Source organism: Dietzia kunjamensis (genome assembly GCF_045689975.1).
In the GTDB taxonomy this organism is placed as follows: domain Bacteria; phylum Actinomycetota; class Actinomycetes; order Mycobacteriales; family Mycobacteriaceae; genus Dietzia; species Dietzia kunjamensis.
Map to the genome: position 1 here is coordinate 1,155,663 of NZ_CP143297.1, position 18,920 is coordinate 1,174,582.

At 66.7% G+C, this 18,920-nt stretch carries 19 protein-coding genes and 2 riboswitches; of the genes, 7 read left to right on the forward strand and 12 right to left on the reverse strand.

From position 1 onward, the window contains the following. Window positions 1-41 precede the first annotated feature (41 nt). Window positions 42-362: a 2Fe-2S iron-sulfur cluster-binding protein gene (locus VZF99_RS05425; protein ID WP_067718080.1), complete on the reverse strand. Its 321-nt coding sequence runs from the start codon at window positions 360-362 to the stop codon at window positions 42-44. Window positions 363-480: 118 nt separating this feature from the next. Here VZF99_RS05425 and VZF99_RS05430 point away from each other — a divergent pair, with 118 nt between their 5' ends. Further along, window positions 481-1,482, forward strand: coding sequence for an AraC family transcriptional regulator (locus VZF99_RS05430; protein WP_120283061.1), 1,002 nt, complete (start codon window positions 481-483; stop codon window positions 1,480-1,482). Between the two features lie 149 nt (window positions 1,483-1,631). Here the strand turns inward: VZF99_RS05430 and VZF99_RS05435 are convergent, their stop codons facing one another. Then, window positions 1,632-2,156, reverse strand: coding sequence for a PaaI family thioesterase (locus tag VZF99_RS05435; RefSeq protein ID WP_120283049.1), 525 nt, complete (start codon window positions 2,154-2,156; stop codon window positions 1,632-1,634). Window positions 2,157-2,452: 296 nt separating this feature from the next. Here VZF99_RS05435 and VZF99_RS05440 point away from each other — a divergent pair, with 296 nt between their 5' ends. Continuing rightward, a complete protein-coding gene (locus VZF99_RS05440; RefSeq protein WP_120283047.1) occupies window positions 2,453-3,082 on the forward strand; it encodes a TetR/AcrR family transcriptional regulator in 630 nt (209 codons plus the stop codon). A gap of 172 nt (window positions 3,083-3,254) precedes the next feature. Continuing rightward, complete coding sequence (locus VZF99_RS05445) at window positions 3,255-3,644, forward strand: hypothetical protein (RefSeq protein ID WP_120283045.1); 390 nt, start codon at window positions 3,255-3,257, stop codon at window positions 3,642-3,644. 254 nt (window positions 3,645-3,898) lie between these two features. On the opposite strand, the gene VZF99_RS05450 is transcribed toward VZF99_RS05445, so the two are convergent. The 4 genes from VZF99_RS05450 to VZF99_RS05465 all read right to left on the reverse strand — a co-directional run bounded on the left by VZF99_RS05450 (window position 3,899) and on the right by VZF99_RS05465 (window position 8,381). Then, window positions 3,899-4,288, reverse strand: coding sequence for a four-helix bundle copper-binding protein (locus tag VZF99_RS05450; protein ID WP_243699844.1), 390 nt, complete (start codon window positions 4,286-4,288; stop codon window positions 3,899-3,901). Between the two features lie 181 nt (window positions 4,289-4,469). Continuing rightward, entirely contained in the window at window positions 4,470-5,771 is a 1,302-nt protein-coding gene (locus tag VZF99_RS05455; protein WP_259820994.1) for an APC family permease, read from the reverse strand. Between the two features lie 67 nt (window positions 5,772-5,838). Next, complete coding sequence (locus tag VZF99_RS05460; RefSeq protein ID WP_206473584.1) at window positions 5,839-6,435, reverse strand: CueP family metal-binding protein; 597 nt, start codon at window positions 6,433-6,435, stop codon at window positions 5,839-5,841. A gap of 5 nt (window positions 6,436-6,440) precedes the next feature. Continuing rightward, window positions 6,441-8,381 carry a heavy metal translocating P-type ATPase gene (locus tag VZF99_RS05465; RefSeq protein ID WP_407335847.1) on the reverse strand — a complete coding sequence of 647 codons (1,941 nt, stop codon included), beginning with the start codon at window positions 8,379-8,381 and terminating at the stop codon, window positions 6,441-6,443. 48 nt (window positions 8,382-8,429) lie between these two features. On the opposite strand from VZF99_RS05465, the gene VZF99_RS05470 reads away from it, so the two are divergent. Next, entirely contained in the window at window positions 8,430-8,633 is a 204-nt protein-coding gene (locus tag VZF99_RS05470; protein WP_131885927.1) for a hypothetical protein, read from the forward strand. Window positions 8,634-8,849: 216 nt separating this feature from the next. Here VZF99_RS05470 and VZF99_RS05475 read toward each other — a convergent pair whose 3' ends face one another. Further along, entirely contained in the window at window positions 8,850-9,488 is a 639-nt protein-coding gene (locus tag VZF99_RS05475) for a DUF305 domain-containing protein (protein ID WP_120285756.1), read from the reverse strand. 60 nt (window positions 9,489-9,548) lie between these two features. Further along, a complete protein-coding gene (locus tag VZF99_RS05480; RefSeq protein ID WP_120285757.1) occupies window positions 9,549-11,051 on the reverse strand; it encodes a multicopper oxidase family protein in 1,503 nt (500 codons plus the stop codon). Between the two features lie 313 nt (window positions 11,052-11,364). Between VZF99_RS05480 and VZF99_RS05485 the strand changes: the two genes are divergently transcribed. Together VZF99_RS05485 and VZF99_RS05490 are read left to right on the forward strand one after the other, a co-directional pair. Beyond that, window positions 11,365-12,057: a response regulator transcription factor gene (locus VZF99_RS05485; RefSeq protein WP_096907287.1), complete on the forward strand. Its 693-nt coding sequence runs from the start codon at window positions 11,365-11,367 to the stop codon at window positions 12,055-12,057. Window positions 12,058-12,149: 92 nt separating this feature from the next. Then, the gene (locus VZF99_RS05490) at window positions 12,150-13,232 is read left to right on the forward strand and encodes a cell wall metabolism sensor histidine kinase WalK (protein ID WP_120285758.1); all 1,083 of its coding nucleotides are present in this window, start codon (window positions 12,150-12,152) and stop codon (window positions 13,230-13,232) included. Between the two features lie 138 nt (window positions 13,233-13,370). Here the strand turns inward: VZF99_RS05490 and VZF99_RS05495 are convergent, their stop codons facing one another. The 4 genes from VZF99_RS05495 to VZF99_RS05510 form a co-directional block, all read right to left on the reverse strand. Beyond that, window positions 13,371-13,832 carry a MaoC/PaaZ C-terminal domain-containing protein gene (locus tag VZF99_RS05495; protein WP_120285759.1) on the reverse strand — a complete coding sequence of 154 codons (462 nt, stop codon included), beginning with the start codon at window positions 13,830-13,832 and terminating at the stop codon, window positions 13,371-13,373. Between the two features lie 119 nt (window positions 13,833-13,951). Then, a complete protein-coding gene (locus tag VZF99_RS05500) occupies window positions 13,952-15,505 on the reverse strand; it encodes a precorrin-2 C(20)-methyltransferase (protein WP_407335848.1) in 1,554 nt (517 codons plus the stop codon). Then, complete coding sequence (locus VZF99_RS05505) at window positions 15,502-16,167, reverse strand: precorrin-8X methylmutase (protein ID WP_407335849.1); 666 nt, start codon at window positions 16,165-16,167, stop codon at window positions 15,502-15,504. Before VZF99_RS05505 ends, VZF99_RS05500 begins: the two co-directional genes overlap by 4 nt. Before the next feature lie 73 nt (window positions 16,168-16,240). Beyond that, a riboswitch (cobalamin riboswitch) is annotated at window positions 16,241-16,315 on the reverse strand. 20 nt (window positions 16,316-16,335) lie between these two features. After that, a complete protein-coding gene (locus tag VZF99_RS05510; RefSeq protein WP_407335850.1) occupies window positions 16,336-17,229 on the reverse strand; it encodes a nitrite reductase in 894 nt (297 codons plus the stop codon). Window positions 17,230-17,476: 247 nt separating this feature from the next. Here VZF99_RS05510 and VZF99_RS05515 point away from each other — a divergent pair, with 247 nt between their 5' ends. Beyond that, window positions 17,477-18,646 carry a M23 family metallopeptidase gene (locus VZF99_RS05515; RefSeq protein WP_407335851.1) on the forward strand — a complete coding sequence of 390 codons (1,170 nt, stop codon included), beginning with the start codon at window positions 17,477-17,479 and terminating at the stop codon, window positions 18,644-18,646. 62 nt (window positions 18,647-18,708) lie between these two features. Next, window positions 18,709-18,903, forward strand: a riboswitch (cobalamin riboswitch). Window positions 18,904-18,920 lie beyond the last annotated feature (17 nt).

Sequence of the window (18,920 nt, forward strand, 5' to 3'; positions counted from 1 at the left end):
TTCTACATGATTGCTTGACACGACTCTTGATCCCTTCGTCGTTACATCTGGAACTCTGGCACCTGGACGACCAGGCCGTCCCAATCCGCGGACGCGGTCATCTGGCACGACAGTCGAGAGGTCGGCAGCCTTTCCGGGTTCATTGCGAGCATTTCCTCTTCACTTGCTCCCGAGAGGCCGACCTGTTCGGACCACTGCGGATCAACGATGACATGACACGTGCCGCACGCGGCTTCGCCTCCGCAGTCAGCGTCAATCCCGGGCACCGCGTTGTTGACGGCGATCCGCATGAGTGACTGCCCCTCCTCTAAGGGCACCACGTGCTTCTCTCCCTCATGTGAGACGAAGGTTACGACTGTCATCGCTGGCTCCTGCATGGTTGTTCGGGTAATAGCTGCTCACAGCATTGCTAACAACGACGACTGCGGCTAGGTTGATTGAGGGCAGAAGCTTGTTAATTTGGCTCAGAAGGCGGGGGCGATGAATCTTGATCGCGAGGGCGTGCCACCGCTCGTGTTCGCGCAGTTACTTGAGAGCCCAGTTCTGGAGCAAGACGCCGTTGCACGGTTTCGCGAGATCATGGATCGTGAGCGAAGCGACGTCGAGTCACTTCTCGCCATCAACGCCCAAGTTCCCCTGCGGTGGATCAGGGAAGCCTTGCCCGACCTCGACGTTGACCAAGCAACGACCCTCGGTTTGGCGTTCGCCCAGCATGCTCATCTGACGTCCTTCGGACCATTAAGCGTCCCACTAGTAAGCGCAGGTTCCGCAGGCGAGATATTGGAATTGCTTGTCTACCTGCCGCTAATAACCCCAGCCCTGAGTGCGCAGTTCTACGCAGGTGGACACGGAGTGTCTGTCGCGCTCAATGGGCAGACGGGCGATCGAGTCCTAGACTCCCTAGTGGTCACCTACTGTGGTGCGGTCCTGCTGAGGCTGCTGAATATACTCGTTGGCGATGCACCAGACATCACACTCTCACTGGGTTGGCCCGCTCCGGAAGGTCTGCCCGTGGATCAGGATCGGTTAGCTGGTCGCCTGGTATTTGACGCTTCACTGTCCATTCTGCATTTTCCCGTTGACGCGGTCAATCACGTCTGCCGGTTCTCTGACCCCGTGGCGTATCGACTCGCTATCAGTGACTTGCAGCGAAGGCTCGACGAGCGGAGTAAAATCGCCTCGTATTCGGACAAGGTGAGACGTCTGATAGAGAAGCGTCCCGCAGATTGTGGAAGTCAGTGGATTGCAGACGAACTCTCCATCTCTACGAGCACACTTAAGCGGCGCCTCTCTGAGGAAGGGATGACCTATCGCGGACTGCGCCAGTCGGTCATTCGTGAGTACGCGATTCTTCGTTTACTGGACGGATCTGTGTCCGCGAGCGAGATCGCCACGGACCTCGGATATAGCGACCTCGCCAGCTTTTCACACGCTTTCAAGCACTGGACCGGCCACCCGCCGACGGGGTTCCGTCGTAGGTAGCGCTGCCACTTGGTTGACTCGTACAGGGCAACTGGCAATGCACGGTGCCTTCAGCTTCGCCCTTTCTTTGGGAGTGGCGTTCAATAGCTTCAGGCTCCGCCGACACCCTCGACGTATTCGGGCCTGGTGCTCGCGGCGGTGAGTTTGGCCTAAGTCCTCGAGTTTCTCTGTGACTGCAAAAAGTGTTCAACCTCGACCACGATGAACAGGGCAGTGGCAGTAATAACAGTGCGGCCCTCTGCATCCTCCATCGTGGACTTGAGGTCCAATTTCCGGCCATCGCGAGACCGAACTGCAGCGCGCAGGATGTAGGGGGTGTCGAGTAGTGCTGGCGCAAGATAGTCGAGCTCGAGACGGCGCGTCACGGCGAGCTCGCCGACCGAATACAGCAAGAAGCCGAATAGGTCGTCAATCACGGTCGCTACCGCGCCGCCGTGTGCAATGCCCGGTGCCCCGACGTGGCGCTGGTCGAACTGGTGGTGTGCGACGACGCCGTCTCCGTCACGCCGTACCGAGAGGAAGTGACCATTCGGGTTCTCTGGTCCACAGCCAAGGCAGTTGGGGTGGTGGGGAGGAAGCTCGGAGGAACCGGATTCCATGCGCGTGAACGAGGCCACCCAGTTGTCGATATCGGTACCTATCGGCTCGCCGGCCTTGTCGCGAAATGTGTCCATGTCCAGACCTTCCTGTCGATGAAGTTGTACTGGGTGCGATACCTCGGCTTGTGGCGACGGAGATATCGCCGACACCCGCACGTCCGACCCGTGACCCAACCTTTGACCGGGACGTCCAAGGGGCCCTGAGGCCCGATGCGGGTGGCCTGAGCAACTGGCTGTCGACGGCACGATAGTCAGGTCGACAAGGCCGACTGAGCCGGGACACCTTGTACTGTACGAACATACAGTAAGCGGTACCGACGTATAGTCTAGTTTGGGGTCCGTAGGCTCGACCGCAACTGAAGGGGAACCGCGTGAATCGTTCCGCACCAGGCGCCGCGGGCCAGGATCTCACTGCCAAGGCGCGCATCCGCAACGCCGCACTGGATCTCTACGCCGCCAACGGCGAGGACGGCACTTCGTTGCGAACCGTGGCAACCGCGGCCGGAGTGACGGTGGGTCTCGTGGTCCATCACTACGGCACGAAGGACGGCCTTCGCGAGGCGGTCGAGCGACTGGTCGTAGAGCATTTCGCTACCGCACTTGCCTCGGCGCCCGTGGACATCCCAGGCGCCGACATCGCCCGGATCCGCAACGACGCGGTTGCCGACATGCTGGTCAGGCGTCCCGAGGTGGTGAACTACCTGCGCCGCGCGTTGCTAGATCCCGGCGGTCAGCGAGGTGAGTTACTCGAGCGACTCACCGAGCTGACACACCGGGAAGTGGCGGCTATGCGGGAATCTGGCGCGGCGTCTAGGGTCCGCGCCGATGCTGTTCAGGTGGTCGACGTCATCGTCACTCAGCTGGGCCGTTTGTTCCTCCAGCCGCTCGTGGACTCGATGTGGTCCCATCTCGGGACATACACCCACACCGAAGGCCACGACAAGCCGGAACTGAGTGTTCGCGTCACCGAGACATTGGCACCGCAAGGAACGCCGCAATGACCTTGGTCATGGAAAGTCGCTGGTTTCGAGGCCGGACGATGCCGCGAGCCGCCGAGAATCGTTGCCGCGTGACGGCCACAGTGGACTCCACTTTTAGGGGCAAGAAAACGAGATCCTGTGGCACGCCGTTGACTATCTGTCGCAGGCGAACCCGCCAGACGACGATATACCCGTGTGGGGCAAGAAGGTCGGCTGGGCGCTGATGATCGCGGGCCTGGCGTGGCTGATCGCGGTGCTGGTGGCGTGGCGATTCCGGCAGCTACGAACGTGGTGGCTCGGGGCCCCTCCGGCCCTTTTCGTGGCTGGTGTGGCCGTGGTGCTGGCGATTGGAGCAGCGGTCCCAAAAGGGTTCGATTCCTCTCGCTCAGAGATGGAGAATGCTGTTGCGCAGGCTCGCTCCCATCCGCCGGGTTGGTCGGAGCACTACGGCTTCGACACCCCACGGCAAGTAGGGCACGTGGAGGTCTGGAAGCTCAGCCACCGAGAGGACGGGGTGGTCGTGGTCAGCGATGCCGACTTCGTCTTCGGATTTCACATGCGCGGGTGGGCACATTCCCTATAGGGGCCTCCCACGTTCGAACCTGGAGTAAAAGATCTGCAGGTAGAGCACCTCGGAGGGCCGTGGTACTCCTACAGCTACGTGCTGTAGCCGCCGTCCGGAGCGGGCCGAACGAAATTCGTGCCGGTTCGCGGACGAGAGGAGTGGCGACCTTCCAGACGTGACTCAGCCTGGTCGGGTTGACATAAAACCTGGATATCGGCGGGTGGCCCAGCCTGGTCGATTGTCGTGCGACCGACCAGGCCGGGCAATGATCGTTAGCTGATCGCGGACAGGAGTTCGGTGCAGGCCTGTTCGCATTTGCGGCAGGCTTCGGCGCAGACTCGACAATGCTCATGCATGTCCTCGTGCTTCCTACACTCGGTAGCACATTCTGCGCATGCTGTCCGGCATGCCTCGAGCGCGGTCTTGACCGTGGCGAGGTTCTGCCCAGTGCGACGGCTGAGGATATTGCCGGTGGTTGCGCAGAGATCGGCGCAGTCAAGGTTGAGGCGAATGCAGTTCCGTAGGTCTGCGACCATCTCTTCGGCCAGGCAGGCATCAGCGCACGAGGTGCAAGTCTGTGCGCATTCGAAACACGCAGCGATGCAGTCGGCAAGCTTCTGCACGTCTATGCCGGAAGCGTCGTTGGGGTGGGTTTCGATCATTGAAGTGATGTGAGACATCGATGTGCTCCCTTCTTCTCCGAGTCGTCGCTGGAGGCGCCCAGCTGACGCCGACGCTACTGATGCGCAGTGCTGGCTACAGTCCCTCGGGCCGACCTTCGCAGAATCTTTGTAATAGCAAGCGTCCAGTACCCGTTGTAGCTGCTTTTGGCAGGGGGGCGGATCATTGTTCCGAGCGGTGACGCACGGTGAGCCACTGCGCTGCGATGATGACTAGGGCCACGATGGCGGTGATGCCCAGCGTGAGCGGGTCTGATTGCGCCTTGAGGAGGAGGAAGGGTACGAGCACTGCGACGTCGAGGACGATCGCGACCCACGGGATCCACGCCTTGGCATTGACGTCGTCCTTGAGGCGTCGGACGATCCCGTAATGGATGGCGATGTCCATTGCCAGGTACAAGATCGCCCCCAGGGAGGCGATCTGTGACAGGTCGAAGAAGGCTGCCATGAGGATCGCCAGGCCGGCTGTGATGTAGAGCGACTGGTGTCCGCCGGCCCCGGGCAGGCCCGGCACCTGCCCCATGTCGCGGAGCATGTCGTAGAGCTTGGAGACCGAGAACAAGCTCGCGATGAGTCCTGACAGCGTCGCCACCACCGCGATGATCACGGTCAGCGTGACGCCCCAGGATCCGAACATCGGCTCGGCCGCCTCGGCGAGGGCATAGTCGCGGGCCCCGATGATCTGCGGCACGGTCAGGCTGGCGGTCACTGCGACGGTGATCAGCAAGTAGAGGACGGTGCACAGGGCGATCGAGATCATGATGGAGCGGCCGATATTGCGCTCCGGGTCCCGCAGGTCCGCACCCTGGTTGGTGATCGTGGTGAAGCCCTTGTAGGCCAGGATGCACAGGGTCACCCCGGCCAGGAATCCCATCCAGCCGTGGTCCGGTGGGGTGCGGTCGGCGACGGTGACCAGCCGGCCCAGCGAGGACACGCCCGCGGCCAGGATGCCACCGATCGCCAGCACCGCGATGCCCACGATCTTGAGCGCCGCGGTAGCGGTGGCTGAGCGCTCGACCCACTGGTTGCCCACCAGGTTGACCAGCGCGGCGGCGGAGATGGCGAGAACTGCCAGCACGGGCACCCACAGGGAGGAGTCCTGCATGCCGAACGGCCGCAGCACGTAGGTGCCGAAGGTCCGCCCCAGCAGGGACTCGGCGAGGATCATCGACACGTACATGAACAGGGAGAACGTGCCGGCCGCCACCCCGGGCCCGTAGGCGGCCTTGAGCAACATCGCGATCCCGCCCGAGGACGGGTTGGTGGCCGAGTACCGGATGTAGGAGTAGGAACTGAACGCCACCACCACCGCGCCGGCGAGGAACGCCCACGGCACCCAGCCGCCGGCCAATTCCGCGACCTGGCCCACCAGGGCGAAGATGCCGGCTCCGATCATTACCCCGGTTCCCAGTGCGACGGATCCGGTGAGAGTGAGCTTGTCTTGGGACTGTGTGCTGTGGTCCATGCTGACCGCACTACCTTCCTGCCGGTGGGTGGCCGCGTCGGTGGCGATATCGGCGCGAGTGGGGATGTCAGGCGAGTTGCATAGTGGTCAGGCAGGTGAGGTCGTCGTCGCCCGTGGAGATCGGAGCGGTGGCCGTTCTGCCGTCGTGGTCGATGGTGAGCGTGGCCGTGATGCCTCGCGGTAGCCAGAGCCCGAGGAAGCCGTTGTCGTAGGTGGTGCGCGGTTCGTCGATGAGGGTGTCACCGGAGGCGTTATCGGTGACTGTGACGTGCACCTGTTCGTTGGCGATCTCGCCGAGGCAAGTGGTCAGGCTGTGGAATCGGCAGGGGTGGGTGCTCGTGTAATACGGAGCCACTGACAGATAGAACTGGTCCTCTGGAATAGGAATCGTCTCGAGGCTCTCATCGCCACTGGTCAAGACCAGCTCTGTCGGCTGCACCGAGGCGATCAGATCGTTCGGCCTGTCGGCCACCGGCATGGTGTCGAGCGTGTTGATGATCTGGGGTGCGTCGAGGCCGGCGAGGTCGTAGTGCTCCAACGACGCGGGAGGCCAGTTGGGTACTGCATTTTCGGCGGGCCCGGGCGAGCAGCCGGTCAGGGTCAGGGCAGCGGCGGCAACGAGCGCGATCGCGGCTCGTCTCCGAGTGGAGTGGGTGGTGTTCATCGGATTCATCCTCGTTGCATCGCTGTGGTGACGGTGTCCGGGCGGAGGTCGAGACGGCGCAGCAGCTGCGCGTTGAGAGCAACGACGACGGTGGAGGCGGACATGAGGATGGCGCCGACGCCCATGGGCAGTACGAATCCGATCGGGGCCAGGACACCTGCGGCCAGGGGCACGGCGGCGAGGTTGTAGCCGGCGGCCCACCACAGGTTCTGCTTCATCTTGCGGTAGCTCGCCCGGGAGAGTTCGATGACCGAGAGCACAGAGCGGGGATCCGATGAGGCCAGGATGACGCCGGCGGAGCCGATCGCCACGTCGGTCCCGGCGCCGATGGCGATGCCGACGTCGGCTTGGGCCAGTGCGGGCGCGTCGTTGACCCCGTCGCCGACCATGGCGACCTTCTTGCCTTCGGACTGCAGTTCGGCGACTTTGGCGGCCTTGTCTTCTGGCCGGACCCCGGCGAAGACCCGGTCGATGCCGAGTTCGGCGGCGACGGTGTCGGCCACGGCGCGAGCATCGCCGGTGATCATGACGACTTGGGCTCCGGCGGCATGCAGGGCGTCGACGGCGTCCCGGGATTCCGGCCGGATCTCGTCGGCCAGCCGCAGCGCGCCGATCACCCGGCCCTCGGCGAGGATGTGCAGGATGATCGCGCCCTCGCCTCGCCACTGGTCGGCGATGGGGAGTTCATTGCGTCCGTGCTGATCGAGCAGGTGGGGGCCGCCGACTTCGACCACGGTGCCGTTCACCGTGGCCTTGACGCCCACGGCCGGGGAGGAGGAGAAGTCGGTCGCCTTCGACACGGTCAGGTCGCGGGTCTGTGCGGCCCCGACCACGGCTCTGGCCAGCGGGTGCTCACTGTCGGACTCGGCGGCTGCAGCCAGGGCAAGCACCTCGTTGGCGGTGTGCCCGTCTATTGATTCGATTCCGGTGACGGTGGGTTCGCCCTTGGTCAGGGTGCCGGTCTTGTCGAACAGGACGGCGTCGACGGTGCGCATCGACTCGAGCGCGAGGCGGTCCTTGATCAGTACGCCGCCGCGGGCGGCGCGTTCGGTGGCGATGGAGACCACCAGCGGGATCGCCAATCCCAGCGCGTGGGGGCAGGCGATGACCAGCACGGTGATCGTGCGCACCACACCCGCGTCCGGCAACCCGAGAGCGCTCCAGATGATCGCGGTGATCACGGCCGATGCGAGGGCGAACCAGAACAACCAGCCGGCCGCGGTGTCGGCGATGCGCTGGGCCCGCGAGGAGGATGCCTGTGCGTCGGCCACCAGCCTCTGAATTCCGGCCAGAGCGGTGTCGTCCCCTGTCGCCGAGACCTTCACGCGCAGGCCGGAGTCAGTGGCCACGGTGCCTGCGACGACCTGCTCGCCGATGCCGCGGCGGACCGCCTTGGATTCGCCGGTGACCATGGATTCGTCCATGCTGGCCGAGCCGTCGATGATCGTGCCGTCGGCGGGCACAGAAGCACCGGGGCGGACGATCACCACGTCGCCGACCACCAGGTCGGCCGGGGAGACGATGACGACGTCGTCATCGTCGACCTTCTCGGCCTCATCCGGCAGCAGCGCCGCCAGGGAGTCGAGCGCGGAGGTGGTCTGCGCCAGGGAGCGCATCTCGATCCAGTGGCCCAGCAGCATGATCACCACCAGCAGGGCCAGTTCCCACCAGAAGTTCAGCTCATGATCCAGGATGCGCAGGGTAGCGCCCCAGGAGGCGATGAACGCCACCGTGATCGCCAGGCCGATCAGGAGCATCATGCCGGGCTGGCGAGCGCGGAGCTCGGACAGCGCGCCGGTCAGGAACGGCCGACCGCCCCAGAGATAAATCACCGTGCCCAGGGCGGGGGAGACCCACCACACCCAGCCGGCCTCCGGCAGCTGGTAGCCGATGAGGTCGGCGAACATGTCATTGAAGCCGACCACCGGCACTGCCAAAACGAGCATGATCCAGAACAGCCGCCGGAACTGCCCGACGTGGTCTGCGTGCCCCGCATGACCGCCGTGGTCTTCATGACCGGAGTGATGCTGTCCGGTGTGGCCGTGGCCCGCCGCGTCGTCAGCTGCGCCCGGGTGATGATGTTCGGCTACCGAGGTGGCCATCTCGTCGGGGCGGCCGGCCGAACCGTCACCGGGTCCGCCGCGGCGATCATGGTGGTGGTGATCGTGTGGCTGACTCATTTGGCTACTTTCGTGTGAGCGCCGGCGGCCACGGCGGCGTCATCGTCAGCCTGCGGACGGCCGGTGGCGGCGATTCGTTCTAGGTCCGTGGGCGTGGAGCAGCACGAACACGCTTCCTTGACGGCCGTGAGCGGGAGCGCAGAGCGCGTTGTGGAGAACATGGATTTTCCTCTCCGCGTGGTGTGGTGTCTCGGGTGTCGTTCCGGGCCGGTGTGGCCCATGGCGATCGGGTGGTTAGAGCGAGGTGAGCAGGTCGCGCATGGTGTCGATCTCCTGCTGCTGGGTGTCGATGATGGTCTGGGCCAACTCGACCGCAGGCTGGTAGCGGCCACCTTCGACCTCCTCCTCGGCCATGGCGATGGCGCCCTGGTGATGGGCGATCATCTGCTCCAAAAACATCCGGGCGGCGTCGGCTCCCTGTGCGTCGGACAGCTGTTCTAGTTCGTCGTCGGAGAGCATTCCCTCCATCATGGACATGTCGTGACCGCCGTGACCATCCTGCGGTTCGGTCGCCTCGCCCCACTGCTCCAGCCAGTCGGTCAGCTGCGCGATCTCGGGGCCCTGGGCAGCCTTGATCTCCTCGGCGAGCGCCGCGACGTCGGCGGGGATGTCGTCCTTGGCCAGGATGATGTCGCTCATCTCGATCGCCTGCTGGTGGTGCGGGAGCATCATCTGCGCGAACATCACGTCGGCCTGCGAATGCTCCTCGTCCTGGCCAGAGGCAACGGTGCCGGCCACGGATGTGGTGGCGCCGGCCACGGTGGTGGGCGCGGCGGGCGAGGCTTCGGTGCTGTCGGTGCTGTCGGTGCAGGCGGACAGCGTCAGGGCAACGGCGGTCAGGGCTGCGGGCAGGAGCAGAGTGGTGCGGGTCATCGTGGTCGATGTCCTTTCGGGTCGGCGTCAAGATCGGGTGGTGTGTCGATCGGGTGGTGGTCAGGCGAGGTAGGACAAGGTGGTCATCATTCCGGCTTCCTGGTGGTAGGCGTTGTGGCAGTGGAAGGCCCATTGGCCGGGGTTGTTCGCGTCGAACTCGATCTCGATAGTCCGCATGGGGCGGATCGTGACGGTGTCTTTGCGCAGCCCGCTGTCGGCGAGGGCGAAGGTGTGACCGTGAAGGTGCATCGGGTGGGCCATGTCGGACATGTTGCGCAGCCGCATCCGGACCCGGTCGCCGCGGGAGACCTCCAACGGCGTGGTGTCGGGGTGGGTTTGCCCGTTGAGTGTCCAGCGATACGGCATCATGCTGCCGCCCATGTCGACGCTGAGGTAGCGGTCGTGCCCTCGGCCGGGCAGTCGAGAGTCCGGCGCTGGGGTCAGATCCGCGGCCAGCAGCACCGGTCCGTCGAGTTCGCCGGGGCGCGGGTCGGCGGGTAGCTCGCCGGCCCCGGTGCGCACGAGGGCGTACCCGTACCCGTTCTTGCCTTCTGCCTCGGCGAAGAGGGGAAACACCCCGTCTGTCAGCGTGACCACGGCGTCGACCCTCTCGCCCATTCCGAGCAGGATCGCCTCCGTCTCCTGGGGAGCGGTGGGAAAGCCGTCGGTGTCGGTGACGGTCATCGTGTGTCCGCCGAGGGCGACGCGGAAGAACGTGTCCGCCCCGGCGTTGATGATCCGGATCTTCGCGCGTTGGCCCGGGCTGGCAGTCCACGAGACCGGATCGGCCGGGACTCGGCCGTTGACCAAGTAGTGCGGATAGTGGACGTCCCCGGCGACACCGAGCAACCGGGAGGTCATCATCGGGTTGCTGGACCGTGCGCCCCCCATCTGGCCGTGCCCCATTCCGGCCATCGGCCGGCCCCGAGCGCCGGGGGCATCCATGCCCACTCGCCCGGCGGCGTCCTCGGGCGTGCCGTCGATGCCGTCGATCCAGTCGTCGAGGACGACGATCCATTCGTGGTCATAGTCCCCGGGGTCGGCGGGATCGTCGATGATCAGCGGACCGTACAGGCCCCGGTCGAGCTGCAGCCCGGAGTGTGAGTGGTACCAATGAGTCCCGGCGTGGGGGACTGTGAAGTCGTAGGTGAACCGGGCGCCCGGATGGATCGGGTCCTGGGTCAGACCGGGCACTCCGTCCATATCGTTGCGCAGGGCGATGCCGTGCCAGTGCACGCTCGTCTCCTGGTCGAGCTGGTTATCCACCTCGACTTGCAGCAGATCTCCTGCCCGGGCCCGCAGGACCGGACCCGGAACAGTGTCAGCAAATGCCCAGGTCGACACCACGAGACCACCGAGATCGACCTCCACCGGGCGCGGGGACAGCCGAGCGTTCACCACCTGCTGGCCTGGTCGCTGGCGCTCGGCCTCCAGGTCCCGGATCGCCGGATCCGACGCCGACACCGGCACCCCCGAGGGCGCCGGCTCGCTGCAGGCGGTCACCGCACCCGCGCCGGCCAGGACCGAACCGATGAGAAATGCCCGCCGTGACAACTCCTTCACCGGTCGTCCGCCGAGGGCGACGGCCCGAACAGGGCAGTGACCAGGAGCAGGGTCGACGCCCACAGTGCGGTGACGACCACGGCGCCGACCGACAATGCGACCCATCCGAGCATGAGGTACCTCCCGTGTCCGACTCGACCGCCCATGGTGACCGGCCACCCGAGCGTTCTGGATGGAGATCGTGTGAAGATTCGGTCAAGGCGCCCACTCGGGTGAAGGATTTCCAGGAGTTGCGGCGAAGATGGCCTGCATGCCCCCTTCCGTTTCTGGCGCTCGCAGTTCGCATCCCCAGCAGCACGCCGGTCCGCGGGCGCTGGTGGTCGATGACGAGGAGCCCCTCGCCGACCTGGTCGGGTCCTATCTCGAGCGCGACGGGTTCGATGTCACGATCACCGGGGACGGACAGGAGGCGGTGGGTCTGGCTCGTCGAATCGATCCCGATGTCATCGTTCTCGACCTGGGGCTGCCCGGGCTGGACGGGATCGAGGTATGCCGTCAGGTCAGGACGCACTCCGACGCCTACATCGTCATGCTTACGGCCCGGACCGAGGAGGTCGACACGCTGATCGGCCTGTCCGTCGGCGCGGATGATTACATGACCAAACCGTTCAGCCCGCGCGAGCTCTCGGCCAGGATCCAGGCGATGATGCGCAGACCTCGAACCGGCGCCACCGAAATCGACCACGGCAGGTCGCCGGAGCAGGTACGGACCGTCGGCGACCTGACTATTGACACCGCGGGCCGAGAGGTCACCGTCGGCGGCGCCGATGTCGCGCTGACCCGCACCGAGTTCGACATCCTCGCCGCGCTCGCCCGCGACCCTGGGGTCGTCTTCAGCCGAGCCCAGCTGATGGCCGCCGTGTGGGGCCCGAACTGGGTGGGTGATGACCACTTGGTAGACGTCCACATCGGTCACCTTCGCCGCAAGCTGGGCGACGATGCCTCCCGAGGCCGTTTCGTACGCACGGTCAGAGGAGTTGGTTACCGCATGGGAACCGGCCAGTGAACGACATACCATCGCCGGACGCGACTGAAACTCGGCCCCGCACCAGCCGACGCGTCGCTGGGTTCAGCTTCGGAACCCGCCTGCTTCTGGCCATGTCCAGCGTGGTCGTCGGGTGCGCGGTCAGCGCGTGGCTCGTCGCCTCCGCCCTGGCCCCGGGCATTTTCCACGACCACCTCGGTCAAGCCGGCATCGACCACGATTCGAACGAAGCAGCCCACGTCGAAGAAGCCTTCACGGTCGCCATAGTCCTTGCTTGGGGGCTGGCGGTGGCCATCGCGGTCCTGGTGGCCTTGCTCACCAGTTGGTACCTCACCCGCCGGGTCCAGCGCTCGGTCACCATGGTTACCACTTCGACGGCAGACATAGCGCGTGGGCACTACGAGACCCGGATGGCGAGTCCGAAACTTGGCCGGGAGTTCGACGATCTGGCGACCAGCGTCAACGAACTGGCCAGGCGTCTCGATGCGACAGACGCCACCAGGCGAAGGATGCTCGCGGATCTGGGCCACGAGCTGCGCACCCCGCTGGCCACCATCGACTCCTACCTCGAGGCCGTGGACGACGGAGTCCGTACCTTCGACGACTCCACAAGGCAGGTGTTGTGGGCGGCCACCCGGCGGCTCGAACGCCTCGCGTCGGACATTGTCGACGTCTCCGATGCAGAAGAACACCTCACACGACTGCAACCAGCCCGAACCACCACTAAAGCTCTGGTGGAAACGGCAGTCAACGCAGCACGCGAACGCTACTCGGACAAAGGTGTCCAGCTGCACATGGGTGAGATCGAACCGACCGACGTCACTGTGGACGTCGAGCGAATAGGACAGGTACTGGGAAACCTCCTCGACAACGCCCTACGACACACACCGACCGGAGGGACCGTCACCCTCAGCGCTGTTCGTTCGAGAACGAACACAGCCGCGATCACCGTCTCCGACACCGGGGAAGGGATCGCCGCACAGCACCTAGATCATCTCTTCGACCGCTTCTACCGAGCCGATCCCGCCCGAGGCCGAAACGCGGGCGGCACCGGAATCGGCCTGGCGATCACCCGAGCACTGGTCGAAGCACACGGAGGACGAATCCGAGTAAGCAGCCGCGGCACAGGCCACGGAGCACAATTCACCCTCGAACTCCCCTGCACGGCAGAGACGCCAGGAACGAAACTGCTTTAGCAAACTTGCACCTCCCCGTCATCTGTCCGCCCAACCCCGCTGCACTCCCCGCGCACGTCAGTGCTTGAGTGGTCGGTCTAGTCCCAGGGTGTCAGTCTCGCGGCCGCGGACAGCGATTCTCCGGTGTGGTGGCAGCAATCAAGCTGAGCCTGCGGCGGCGCTGCGGAGCGGGAGTGCGGAATGGTTGGTCAGCTCGAGAACGGTCTCGCCGCTGGTGTCGGCGAGTTCTGCGGTTATGGTGACTTTCGCATCGCCGCGTTCGGGTCGTGGAGTCGTTTCTTGCATTGTCAGGTGTCCGGTCAATGTGGTGTCCGGCCGCACCGGCCGACGGAACTGAATCTCGAAACTGCGTCCCACCCCTCCCGTGAAACGGGACCAGAAGGCGGGCACGGCCAAGCGCTGGTAGATCGCCAAGGTGTGTAGTCCACTGGCGATGACGCCACCGAGCGGGGTTGTCGCGGCCGCGGTCGGGTCGGTGTGGATGAACACCGGATCCCACTGTCGTGCGTAGGTGACGATCTCCTCCTCGGTGATGGTGTAGCTCCCGAGTGGGATTAGTTGGCCGGGTTCGAGATCGTCCGCGTAGTAGATGTCGGTCATGTCGCCCTCCCAAGTAGTCGGCCCAAACCGGCCTCAGATCGCGGGAGGCCTCCATGACTTCCGAGCTTTGGCGAGCCAATACTGGCTTCGGGTCTAGCCGATGCCCGAGTGATCAGAGTTCACGACGTCACAAACCTCGGACTCCACACGCGTCCCGACTCCGTGACCCGGGTCCCAGAGGCGCCCACGATGAGCAGGCACTTCATGTCGACGGAGTCGCAGTCGAGGTCGGCGAGAGTCGTCACGGTGAGGGATTCCTCGGTTCGCCCAACATCACGGCCCACGATCACCGGCGTGGTCGGGGAGCGGTGGCGGAGCAGGACCTCGCGGGCGTCGGCGACCTGACGGGTGCGCGAGCGCGAGGCCGGGTTGTAGACGGCCAGCACCAGGTCGGCCGCCGCGATCGCGTCGAGGCGGCGCTCGATGACCTCCCACGGCTTGAGCCGGTCGGACAGGCTCATGACGGCGAAGTCCGCGCCGATGGGGGCCCCGGCCCGCGCAGCGACCGCCTGCACGGCCGAGACGCCGGGCGCGACGTGGATGTCGATGTCGGCGAAGCGGGGATCGTCCGCGGCCTCGAAGACCGCCGAGGCCATACCGAACACCCCGGCGTCGCCGCCCGAGACCACGGCCACTTGCTCACCCGCGCGGGCCACCTCCAGTGCCAATGCAGCCCGGTCGACTTCCACGGTGTTGCCCGAGCAATGGCGACGCAGCCCGGGCCGCTGCGGAACCCTGGCGACGTACGGCGCGTACCCGACCACGTGGTCGACCTCGGACAGGATCTGCGAAGCCTCCGGGGTCAGCCACTCTGTCGGGCCCGGGCCCAGACCGACGACGTGCACGACGCCGCGCGATGCTGGGGACTGCTCCTCAACCGAGCCGGCGGTACGCCCCGGGGAGGGCTCCTCGGGTGCAGAGAGCTGCGCGGGTCGGCGGCCGGTGGGGTCGGAGTGCTGAGAGTCGCCGGGGACGACGATGAGCGAGAAGTACGGCACGGAGTCCGGGTCGACCTCGCTGACCGGGTGATGTGCCTCCGCGTCGGTTGACGCCCGCTCCACATAGACCGCGCCGTCGAGCCGACCGGCCGACTCGAGGGCCCGCCGGACGGCGGGGAAGTTGCGGCCGAGCTTCATGATGATCGCGCCGTCGGTGTCTGCAAGTCGTCGGGCGAGCTCGGGCTCGGGCAGGGTGCCGGGCAGGACGGTAAGAACGTCGGTCTGCCGGACCAGGGGAGTGGCGGCTGCGGCGGTGGCGGCGGCGAAGGCCGGGATGCCCGGCACGATTTCGGTCTCGAATCGAGGGGCGAGCTTGTCGTGCATGTACATGAAGGAGCCGTAGAACAGCGGGTCTCCCTCCGAGAGTAGGACCACGTCCCGGCCGGCGGACAGGTGCTCGGCCAGTCGCTGCGCGCTGCGCTCGTAGAAGTCCGCGATCGCGCCCGCGTACCCGCCCGGGTGGTCGGTGACACCCGTGGTCACGGGGTATTCCAGTCGCTCCTGGATCGCGCCAGAAGGGATGAGATCGGCGGCGATCCGTCGGGCGTTGGACTCCTTGCCGCGGCCGGCGTGGAAAGCCACGACGTCGGCGGCGCCGACGAGACGGGCTGCCTTGAGGGTGAGCAACTCGGGATCGCCCGGTCCCACGCCGACGCCGTACAGCCGGCCGGTCACTCCGCCTCCTGGGCCAGGGCGTTGAGGGCCGAGGCGGTCATCGCGGACCCGCCGCGTCGGCCGTGGACGGTGACGAAGGGGATGTCGATGCCGTGATCGTCCGCGAACACGGCGAGCGCGGCCTTGGACTCCGCGGCGCCGATGAAGCCGACCGGACAGCCGACGATCGCGGCGGGTCGGGGAGCACCGTCGAGGATCATTTCCAGCAGGTGGAACAGGGCGGTGGGGGCATTGCCGATCGCCACCACCGCGCCGTCGAGACGATCGCCCCACAACGCCAGCGCCGCAGCGGATCGGGTCGTGCCCATTCGCGCGGCCAGGTCGCGAACGTCGGGATCGGACAGGGTGCACACCACGTCGTTGTCGCGGGGGAGCCGGGCCCGGGTGATCCCCGAGGCGACCATGTGGGCGTCGCAGAGGATCGGCGCGCCGGCGTCGAGCGCCGACCTCGCCGCGCCGACCAGGCCGGGGTGCACCTGCAGGTCACAGGTCAGGTCCGTTTGGCCGGTGCCGTGCACCATTCGAACGGCGAGTCGCTCGGCGTCGGCCGGCACGCGGGACAGGTCGGTCTCGCGGCGGATGGTCGCGAAGGAGTCGACGTAGATGGCGGGCCCGTCGTCGACGTAGTCGTAGCGACGCGGCGGCCTCAGGGCAGCACTCATGGGGTCCTCCTCGGGGTTCTCGCCCCGGTGTGAGAAGTCGCAGCGACGCGGTGGGAGCGCGCTGATCCCCGGTGAGTATCTGGCTGGGCCCATCGGCTCGACGGGCCTCACAGTGGCGGAACCGCCCCGGACTTGCACCGGGTTCCTCGCCGTGGGACAGCCCGCAGCCTACTCGCGGACGACCAGCACCCCGCGCCACGGGGTCACGATGAGCTCGGCGACGTCGCCGCCGGTGAGCCGGGCGATGAGGGTGCGGCCGAGGATCCCGTCCGGCGCCGCGACGTGCTCGATCCGCCCCGCCGACCCCGCGACCGGCCCGTACGGCAGCGCCGGGGCCGGGCTCGGCAGCCGGCCGTCCGCAGGGCGGACCGCGACGAGGGGGGTTGGCAGTTCGCGCACGTGCCACGGGGCGTCCGGACCGACGCCGCGGGCTCGGACGAAGGCGCGGGCCAGCTCGACCAGCCGGTCGGCGGCGTCGACCAGCGGCACCACCTCGGACCAGCGGTCGCCCACCCGCAGCTGCGCGGTGTCGGCATCCAGGGCGACCAGGCCCAGGTCGCAGGAGCGATCGAGCAGGTCCCCGCGGCCGTCGTCCAGGACGAACAGGAATCGGCCCGGCAGGCCGCCGAGCGCAGGGTCGGCCAGCAGTCCGGCGTCCAGCGCGTCGGTCACCGGCCGCAGGTCCGCGCGGCCTCGGGCCTGCCCGCCAAACGACTCGTCCAGGCCCGTCAGCGGCGAGACGAGGACGTTGCGCACCAGCTCGTGCCCGGGCGCGGGGAGCAGGCCCGTCTCCGCGATCGCCGCCACCACCTCGCCGGGCAGCTGCCCGTCCGGACCGATCGGCAGGGCCCGCAGCTGCAGGTTCGCACGCGTGGTCACGTGCACGTTGTCGTCGTCGCCATATCTCACGGCGACCCCGTGCAGGCCGGCCAGTGCCGCCGGTGACACGCGGCCGCCCGGCACGCGCAAACGGACCAGGGCGCCGTCGGAAGCCGGCCACGGCCGCAGGACGCCCGGGCACAGGTCGCCACGGGTCCGGCGGGTGGGTTCGCTGATGCTCACGGGGGCCATTGTGGCAGCCCGTCGCCGGTGTACTTTTCCCAGACGGCAGAGGGTAAGTTTTTTCTTCACAACTGAAGAAACGGAGCTCCACCGTGACACCTCGCCGCGTACCCACCCTTTTCGCCTCCGTCCTCACCGCAGTCGCACTGGTCGCGGCCGGGTGCTCGCCGACGCCGCCACCGAACCCGCCGCGGCCGAATCGGCCGCCACGACGACGCCAGCGCCGGCCGCCGGGTCCGTCGCTGGGGTGACCGTCCCGAACGCGTTCACCGCGCTGACGATGACCCCCATCGGCAACCCGCCGCTGCCGTTCAAGGGCACCGACGGCAAGTACCACGTGGCCTACGACCTGCAGCTCACCAACGCCATCAAGGTGCCGGCGAGCGTGGACAAGATCGACGTGGTGGACGGAACCGATCCCTCCAAGGTCATCGCCAGCTTCTCCGCCGCCGAGCTGGTGGACCCGGACTGCGTCTTCGGTGACTGCAACCGCCTGCGCGACCTGCCCGCGGGGTACGTCGACACCGCGCAGATCCCGCCGCAGGAGAGCCGGGTCGTGTTCATCGACTTCACCCTCGACTCGCTCGACCAGGCCCCGGACGCGGCGCTGCACCACCTCTACGGGACCGGCGCCGCCTCGCCGGCGTTCGGGGAGCCGGGGCCCATCGACTACATCACGACGCCGGTCGCCTTCTCCACCCGGACCGTGCCGGCCATCGCGCCGCCCGTGCGTGGCGAGAACTGGGTGGCCCTCAACGGGTGTTGCGAACCGGGGTTCCCGCACCGCAGCTCGGTGATGTCGGTCAACGGCAAGCTCAACAACAGCCAGCGCTTCGCGATCGACTGGAAGCGCACCAACGACGAGGGCGAGTTCTTCACGGGCGACAGGAACCACAACGAGAGCTACGTGGACTACGGCGCCGAGATCCTCGCCGTCGCCGACGCCACCGTCGTCTCGGTCCTCGACGGGATGGACGCCAACGCGCCGGGGGTCCTGCCCGCGAGCAACCCGGAACTGGCCTCCAAGCTCACCGTCGAGAACGTGGACGGCAACCACGTGGTGCTCGACCTCGGTGACGGCGTGTACGCGATGTACGCACACATGATCTCCGGCTCGGTCACGGTGAAACCCGGCGACACGGTGACCGAGGGCCAGGTGCTGGGCAAGCTCGGGAACACCGGCAACGCCAACGCCTCGCACCTGCACTTCCAGCTCATGGACGGGCCGAGCCTGCTCGAGGCCGACTCGCTGCCGTACGAGCTGAAGGGGTTTGACTACGCCGGGCAGGACCCGCCGCAGCGGATCGCCGACGCCGACGACTTCCTGTCCGGCAGCTTCGTGGACGAGGCGAGCCTCTCGCCGGAACCGCGGATGAACGAGCTCCCCCTCAACCTCGCGGTGGTGGACTTCCCCTGACCGGGATGTCCGACCCCGGCTGACGCGAGGCAGCCGGTCGGCCACGGGCGGGGTGCGCCGGATAGGCTCGCCGGTGCCGTGGTGTTCGGGAAGCCGGAGGAAAAGCCGGCGCGGCCCTCGCCACTGTAGTCGCGGAGTCACGCGGCCCTCGTCCGTCCCTCACGGGTCGGAGACCACTGGATCCACGGGTCCGGGAAGGTCGGTCGCGCGGCGTTGATGCGGAAGCCAGGAGACCGGCCACGGCGAGGAGTTCCACGAGGGTTTGGAGAAGAAC